A 6851-nucleotide genomic window follows, 5' to 3' on the forward strand; every position below is an offset into this window, starting at 1 on the left:
GCTCTCTGCCGCACGTTAGATAATGGGGACGGCGATTGGATGAAGAAAAAATAAGGCTTGGAAGCTCTCAGCATGACTAATGCATGGATTAAAGAAAACGGCGGCAATTGGAACAATTCTAGCAACTGGGGTGCATCTGTAACTCCCGACACCCAGCCATGGATTGACGTTTACATTGGTGGCAGCGTGAACAGCGTTGTCAATGTCATCAAAGATGCCCCTTCGTCGACCGTCATTCAGAGCCTGACCGTTGGCGATTGTGCGGATCTTTCAGTTTCCGCAGTTTCGGGAGATTCGTCAGTCGCGTTCTCGGTTAACGCATTGACTGTTGCCAATGCCGGAGCGATGACAATCGCCACATCCTCCCCGGTTTCCCTCGGATCAAATCCCACAATCAATGGGGAACTTACCATCTCGGGGAACAACCTCATCTTCATCAATTCGCACTCCATCAACGGAACAGGCGAATTGATCCTTGACGATGCGACAATCGGCACCCCCTCCAACATGTTCACCATGGGCGATGATCTCACAACTATCCTGAAGAACGGTGCCGCTCTTTACGTGAACAATCAGAAGGCTGGGAAAGAAATTCGGTTCGCAGGGTCTGATAACGGGAAGGACAACCTGCTGGTATTCTCTGGCTACAACCAGACTGTGTCTACTCAGGTTACAGGGTTCGACTCTTCATCTGTAGTACATGTTAACGGAGGGGGTTCGACGCCAATCTCTGCGGCCTTCAATCCTAATGGCGATGGCACCTATACCCTTAAGATCGATTTCGACCAGTGGGGTAACGGAATTTCTCTGACGAATGTGACGCCTGCAACCGGCTTTTCACCCGGCGCGGCATCGATTGTGCCTACTTCGGACGGCGGCTGGAATGTCGTGACGGATATCGCATGTTTCCTTCAGGGCTGCCTGATCAGAACGACTGAGGGCTACGTCCCTGTTGAAAGCATCAAGCCGGGCGATAAGGTGCTGACTTTGGAGCAAGGTGAGCAAGAAGTTGTGTGGTGTGGTCGTGGGTTCACTGCGATTGCGAGCCACACAGACCTTCCTGATGATATCGCCGGCTATCCCGTCCGCATTAAGGCGGGGGCCATCTCTCAGGGCGTGCCTTTCGACGATATGCTGGTCACTTCTGAGCATTGCCTCTACCTGGACGATGTTTTTGTTCCCGTCCGAATGCTCGTGAATGGCGATACGATCGCCTACGACCGCACCATCACATCATACAATTACTTCCATGTGGCGACCTCCGCTCATTCCATCATCCTGAGCAACGGCGTAGCGACCGAGAGCTATCTGCGGTCATCCAACCGGAAAAGCTTTAATGCAATGTATGCTTTGCCGAGCGGGAATAATGTGGGCGAACTGACATGGGAAAAGGACTCGGCGGCCCCTCTGATTGCAAGCGTAGAGAAGGCGCGGCAAATCTTTAACACCCTCGCAGATCGTGCGAACAAAGAGATCGTGAGTCGACGCCCAGAGCTTACCACTGACTCTGACCTTCATCTCAGGACTAACGCGGGAGCTTACGTTCGCCTCGTCAGTTGCAAGGATGGTCGCTACTCCTTCATGGTGCCGGTCGGGACAAAGAGTGTGACGATTTTCAGCCGGTCAAGCCGCCCGTGTGATACGGTCGGGCCTTACCTGGATGATCGCCGGGATCTTGGCGTTCTGGTCGGAAGCATCACGTATGTGGATGGGCTTGCACGGCGTGGGGTGAATAGCATCACAAGCCATCTCGACAGTGACAGTCTGGACGGCTGGTTGCCCAAAGAAACCCCTGACAGCCGGTGGACGAATGGCCATGCACTGATCGATCTGGAAGAGGCCGCAGCTAAGACTGCCATCATGCTCTCAATTCAGATCTTGTCTGCGGGGCCATACTTACTGTCTTCTTCGCCGCATGACGCCTGCGCCGCTTGACAAGAAAGGTTGAAATCCGTGCTGAACATTCGCTTTGAAACCGGATTTGCTTTCTATGCGATGCACGGTTCTCGCAAGGTGGAGTTGAAAGGCCATCTCGACATCAATCTCGTGCCTAGCAGTGAAACGGATCAGTCCAGTTCTCTGGCGGTTCGTTTTATCGATGAGTCTGAGAATGAGGTTGCCTCTCTTTCCGTCATAAGCGAGGGGCTGGACAATGACATCAGATCAATTTGCTCTGATGTCTGCTGGGACTACAGCGAGCAGGACTGCTCTAAATCCGCACGGAAATTGTTAAAGGCCTGTGCGGAATCTCCTCATCGGATCAGAACCGAGGCAGAATTTTCCGTTAATGATGGTGAGATCAGTATTGCCTGCACAGGTCTCGTGACAGTGTTTTGCGACTGCCACGATTGACATTCTCCCCGCCCTGAAGGACGGGGCTTTACGGCGCATCCGGTAATCTCTGCGCTATGTGGCTGCTATTTTGGCAGCCACAATCGACGTCACGGCTCCGGGCAGAAAGATGGCGCCTCCCGCGGTTCCCAGTCTCCTTCCGGATCGATCATGCTCAGAGCCTCTGGAATAGGGTCTTCGGAGGTCCGAGGATAAACGGCAACCGTGGCCCCCAAAAAACCATTGCTGTAAGAATTCACGTCAATGCACATATCGGGCGGACTGCAATCAACGCCCAGGGCGCGCTCCAGAAGATCACCAGCCATCGACATGGTGCTATCCATGGCGGAAAAAATATTCGCAATCTCCTTTTTGATTTCTGGTGAGACTGACTGATCACGTGAGAGTTCGTCCAGTGCGCCTAGCATATCTGATGGCGTTAAAACCTTAGACACCTTCTTCATCCTTAAGAGTTAAGAAATGGTGGGTAACGAGCAAGCTCAGGAGGGTTCAGGCCCTCCTGCTTGTGGCTCTGTCACGCTATAATTCTCAGGGAAGTAAATCCTGTCACCATAGCGATCAAGAATGGTTTGTGGGATCTTGATCCCTTCACAACCGCTGAGATTGATGCTGCCGGTAACCTCAAGGTCCTCTGGCAGTGACACCAAGGCGGTGCAGTAACGCAAATCGAGGTCGCCCATGACGTTAAGCCCACGAGGTAAAACCTCCAGCGATTTACAGCCACCTAAGGTCAGGTTCCCCTTCACCACAAAGTCCTCAGGAATGATCTTCAGACTTGTGCACTGCTGCAACCCAATCGACCCATTGGACTGAAATCCGCTTTCGATCTCAACCAATGCTGTGCAGCCATAGGCGTGAAGATCTTTGCCCACAACAATGCTGGACGGGATCGTTTGGATTGACTTGCAATGCCATATGTCCAAGCTTCTGCCGACCTTTAAGTCCCGCGCCAGCTTGGTCCATGTATAGTTGTCGCTCGCCCCAAAATCACCCGACACTGTTAAGCCGGATGGGCACTCACGAAAGGCCTTACAGTCACGCATTTCCGCAAAGCCCACGACCGTTACATTCCGCGGGAACTCCTTTATCGGGCCGTCATAGTCCGTTAAGAAAACAGATCCGACGACCTGACCTTCAGCAATATCCTTTGGGTCCGTGATCTTCTCTTCTGAGTGATTAAGCATCTTACAATCCCGCAAGTGAATTCACTCACCACGTTAGTCTCTTAGAATGCAAGGGACACGCGCTCCCCTAACAGTTGTTCTTTGAATCAAGGAAAAAATCCGTATAATCCTTGTATTGACGGCTGACCGCTTAGACAGTCTTCCGCGAGAAATGTCTTCGACCTTCCCACTGACAGGAACGCTCATCTTGACCCGACACTCGAAAGCCTTCTTTGCCGCAGCAATCCTTGCGACGGCACTGTCGTCAGCTTCGTCCTTTGCAGCTCAATTATCTCCGCCGCACGCTGCGCCTGCTGAACCAGCGCCTCCTGCCCTGTCTCAGAGGCTGGTTTCAGAGGACCCGTCAAAAACTCCGGACTTCCTGAAATATCTCATCACCCATGGGATGTATGTGACAGCTCTTCCCCCGGTTATCTCGGGATCTCCAGGCTATGCTGTCGAAGATAAGTCGGGTCGGGATGTGATCATGTATCTCACACCTGACGGCAAGAGCGCGATTGTCGGCGTCATGCTTAGTGTAGGCAATGGCCTGACGGCCGGTCAGCCGGAGAACATCACGGCGTTGCAGCTCGCCTCGCTGAGAGCGCGCCTTGTCGCTGCTAAAAAGGAGGGGGCGACAAACACCCTCACCCCTGCCCTGCAGAAAGCACTGGAACATCCCGCAGACGCAATCACGGCGGTTCCGGAATCGGACCCATCTCTGGCAAAACCATTCGCTACAGCACGGAAGTCCAACGACTTCCTGTCTGAAATGAACCAGACCAAATACATGTCCATCGGCTACGAGGGGAAACCGACGGTCTGGTTCGTGGCAGACCCACAATGCCCCTTTTGCCATAGAGCCTGGGGAAAACTTAGCCAGCTCGTTATGACCGGCAAGATTGCTGTTAACGTGGTGATGGTCTCAACGCTCGCTGGGTCCGCGCCAATAGCGCGCGACATTCTTAGCCGTCCTGACCCCGGCGAGGCGTGGATGTCTGGCGCCGGTAGTTCGGATGATGGCTACCACCCCCCAGAACATCAGGCTTCAGCCGAGGCGCTGGCAAAAGCTGATAACTATCTTTCCTCCAACATGACCTTTGTGAAGAAAGAAGGTCTGAAGATCACTCCATGGCTTGGGTATGTCGGCAAAGATGGTAAGACCGTTTATACTCACGAGGGGGCAGACCAGATCGAAGCGTTCCTCTCTGCTCTTTAATCCCCTCAGTGGCCGGACGCATTGAAGCGTCCGGCTTCTTCTATGGAGCCTAACAAAAAAAGTTCTGGTCTCTTGCATGACCGTCAGCGATCTTTGTTGCAAAGATTTTGAATGAGTTTAGGCCGCGCTTGCGGTCTGCATGCAAAGACAGGACCAACAATCATGAGCAATGGCCCAGATCGTTTCCGTGCCAGAGGTGTGGGCGGCTCCCACATCCGCAAAGGCGGCGGTGGAGCCTCGCCAGGCAACGGGCTAAACATCCTCGTTGGCATCGATAGCTATCATAACCTCGATGACCAGCGTGAAGAAAACCGCTACGTGATCGCCTCTCTCCTGCATGACGTCCCGGAGTGGGGCATGAAAGCGGAATTCGATCCAAACGGGATGCCTACGACCAAAATCGAGGTAAACATGCCTCCAAATGGTGTATCCGAAAGACGTGGCATCCGTGATCTCAACCGGCCGGTCGGCGGAGGCATGCCAATTGACGAGGGCGGTATCGTTGCCTTCGAGAAGTGCAATTTCACCCAGGCAACACAGGGTAGGCTCCCTCACGTTTCTGCGGGGTTTTCGCGAGGCCTAGCCACCTCTGCTGACCTGCATAGCGGCCGTAAGATCCCGATGTTCGAGACCATGACGGCTGTGCTTCCCGAGAAAAAGCGCCGTCTTGCGGACGGCTCTGTCGTGCCGTCCAGAGATCAGTCAGTCGTGAGCTTGATGCCAGATCATGCCATACGGATAACATCCCCGAACGATCTCGGTAATTTCCTGATGAACCTCATCCGGGAAGACCCATCTCGCCCCGGTCATCCTGGCGTGGCGGTCATCGCCAACAGGACCTTGCCTGCTGACCCGTCTCAGGCGGCGCAAATGGCTGCGAACCCCCAAACCAGATACGGGAAGCTGATGACCGTCTTCCCGCAAAACGTATCTCCCCAAGGGGCACCTCCGAAATACGCGCTGCCGAATGTTCAGAGTGTCATGGACAAGCTTGCTGAGGATGCCGGACTTTTCTCGGCTGTCGGCAGCCCGGAATGGGAAGTGTATGCTGTGCCGGTGGTGCACAACCGCCTGCCCAAGTCGCTTGTTTTCTCTCAGCAGGCAGGTCGGAATGTCAGGGATCTTTCCGATCCATACAGCATCTACACCAGAACGACCCCTGAAAGTGTAAGGCCTGGCAGCGAATTTTATCTGGACGGCAATAATCAGGCCATAACCAAGCAGGAAACCGGGTTTTCCATGACCCAGAGCATGGTCGCATACATGAGCGTCGACCCGACTAACCGCGGGCCTGCAATGAGGACTTACGCTCGCCCGATGCGTCAGACGGGCGTGGGTTACGCTACACCTGACCTGGTGTCTATCCATGACATCGTAACGCCCTTTACTCATGAGGCCCACCGGGCGGCGGTTGATGCGGTCAAGGAGAAGACCTTTGAGATAGGTCGCTCATTTACCCAAATGCGGTCCAAAGCCCGCAAAGGTCAAAGCTATGGCCAGCCTCAGCAGTCGCAGCCTCCAGCTCCTCAGCAGAATGGCTGGGGTCCGGGTGGAGGCGCACAGCCTCAGTATGGCCAGCAACCCCCTCAGGCGGGCGGATGGGGTGGTCAGCCCCAGCAGGCACAGCCTCCAGCTCCTCAGCAGAATGGCTGGGGTCCGGGTGGAGGCGCACAGCCTCAGCATAGCCAGCCGCAAGCTCAGGGGGGCGGTTGGGGGGGGCAACCCCAGCAGGCACAGCCTCCAGCTCCTCAGCAGAATGGCTGGGGTCCGGGAGGAGGTGCGCAGCCACACCATACCCAGCCGCAAGCTCAGGGGGGCGGCTGGGGCGGACAGCCCCAGCAGGCACAGCCTCCAGCTCCACAGCATGGTGGGTGGGACGCTCCGCCTTCCCAGGGTGATGGTGGATGGGAGCCGAGTGATCCCGGATGGGGCGGTGAGCCTATACTCTAATCAAACGAGGGCGAAGGTATCCATCCTTTCGCCCTTTTTTGATGGCGGAAAAGCATCTACACTAAAGGGAATAATTGAATTGTTGTGAGATTTTATGGCTTTGCAAGAGAGATATTTTCACCGCATCAGGCAGTTCCTGGAAAACATCGGAATTTCCGTTTCGATTG

The 6851-nt window shown here is 54.6% G+C and carries 6 protein-coding genes; 4 read left to right on the forward strand and 2 right to left on the reverse strand.

What is annotated here, in order from left to right:
• Nucleotides 1–72: 72 nt before the first annotated feature.
• Together AD930_RS11735 and AD930_RS11740 are read left to right on the forward strand one after the other, a co-directional pair.
• Entirely contained in the window at nucleotides 73–1935 is a 1863-nt protein-coding gene (locus AD930_RS11735) for a Hint domain-containing protein (RefSeq protein ID WP_156477049.1), read from the forward strand.
• Nucleotides 1936–1953: 18 nt separating this feature from the next.
• Nucleotides 1954–2352 (forward strand): hypothetical protein, encoded by a 399-nt coding sequence (locus AD930_RS11740; RefSeq protein ID WP_156477051.1) that lies wholly within the window; start codon nucleotides 1954–1956, stop codon nucleotides 2350–2352.
• Between the two features lie 89 nt (nucleotides 2353–2441).
• On the opposite strand, the gene AD930_RS11745 is transcribed toward AD930_RS11740, so the two are convergent.
• Both AD930_RS11745 and AD930_RS11750 read right to left on the reverse strand, forming a co-directional pair.
• Nucleotides 2442–2786: a hypothetical protein gene (locus AD930_RS11745; RefSeq protein ID WP_156477052.1), complete on the reverse strand. Its 345-nt coding sequence runs from the start codon at nucleotides 2784–2786 to the stop codon at nucleotides 2442–2444.
• Between the two features lie 45 nt (nucleotides 2787–2831).
• Nucleotides 2832–3536 (reverse strand): hypothetical protein, encoded by a 705-nt coding sequence (locus tag AD930_RS11750; RefSeq protein WP_061506415.1) that lies wholly within the window; start codon nucleotides 3534–3536, stop codon nucleotides 2832–2834.
• Nucleotides 3537–3723: 187 nt separating this feature from the next.
• On the opposite strand from AD930_RS11750, the gene AD930_RS11755 reads away from it, so the two are divergent.
• Nucleotides 3724–4734 (forward strand): thioredoxin fold domain-containing protein, encoded by a 1011-nt coding sequence (locus tag AD930_RS11755; RefSeq protein ID WP_167375185.1) that lies wholly within the window; start codon nucleotides 3724–3726, stop codon nucleotides 4732–4734.
• 162 nt (nucleotides 4735–4896) lie between these two features.
• Complete coding sequence (locus AD930_RS11760) at nucleotides 4897–6684, forward strand: hypothetical protein (protein ID WP_061506417.1); 1788 nt, start codon at nucleotides 4897–4899, stop codon at nucleotides 6682–6684.
• Nucleotides 6685–6851 lie beyond the last annotated feature (167 nt).

The sequence above is a fragment of the Acetobacter malorum genome (assembly GCF_001580615.1).
Lineage (GTDB): Bacteria > Pseudomonadota > Alphaproteobacteria > Acetobacterales > Acetobacteraceae > Acetobacter > Acetobacter malorum.